The organism is Roseateles sp. P5_B10, from assembly GCF_056400485.1.
Genome location: NZ_JBFULE010001600.1, coordinates 1 through 600 on the forward strand (window position 1 = coordinate 1; position 600 = coordinate 600).

Genomic DNA, 600 nt, shown 5'->3' on the forward strand with positions numbered 1-600 from the left:
GAAAGTGATCGTCACCGTGGACTGCACGCCGCTCGAGGCGCGCGAATTCCTGGGGCTGCCTGATGTGCAGCCGATGCAGTCGGCGATGATGGATCAGATGCAGAAGAAGATGATGGACAATATCGACAAGTTCTCGCCGGAGTCCATCATGCAGAGCTGGTTCTCGTTCGATCCGAAGATGGGCGAGCGCTTTCAGGAGATGTTCGTCAACATGGCGGGGCTGGGTGCGCGGCCGAAGGACAAGAAGTAGACGCGGGCTCAGCCCGCGCGGCGTGCGTTGGCCTGCAGCGGCTGCTGCAGCTTCGCGCCATGCGCATGACGGGAGATGGCGTCGATCACCAGGGACCACATCGAGATCGGCAGAGCGTGGCCCATCCGGTCGACCATCATCAGCTTGGCGCCGGGAATCGACGCGGCCGTGTCGCGGCCGGCGGCCGGATGCACCAGAGGATCGATCTTGCCGTGGATCACCAGCGTCGGCGCGGTGACCGTGGCGAGCCTCTCTTTACGACTGCCCGAAGCGAGGATGGCGCGAAGCTGGCGCCCGACGCCGGCCGGGCTCAGGCCGCGGGCATAGGTCCGCTCGGCGCGGTCGAGATC

The 600-nt window shown here is 65.5% G+C and carries 2 protein-coding genes; one reads left to right on the forward strand and one right to left on the reverse strand.

All coding sequences use genetic code 11. The features are described from left to right. The coding region (locus AC1DU6_RS34820; protein ID WP_477863091.1) for a DUF6489 family protein at window positions 1-250 on the forward strand (250 nt) is incomplete at its 5' end. Window positions 251-258: 8 nt separating this feature from the next. Here the strand turns inward: AC1DU6_RS34820 and AC1DU6_RS34825 are convergent. Next, window positions 259-600, reverse strand: a 342-nt coding sequence (locus AC1DU6_RS34825; RefSeq protein ID WP_477863093.1) for an alpha/beta fold hydrolase, incomplete at its 5' end; no start/stop codon positions are given.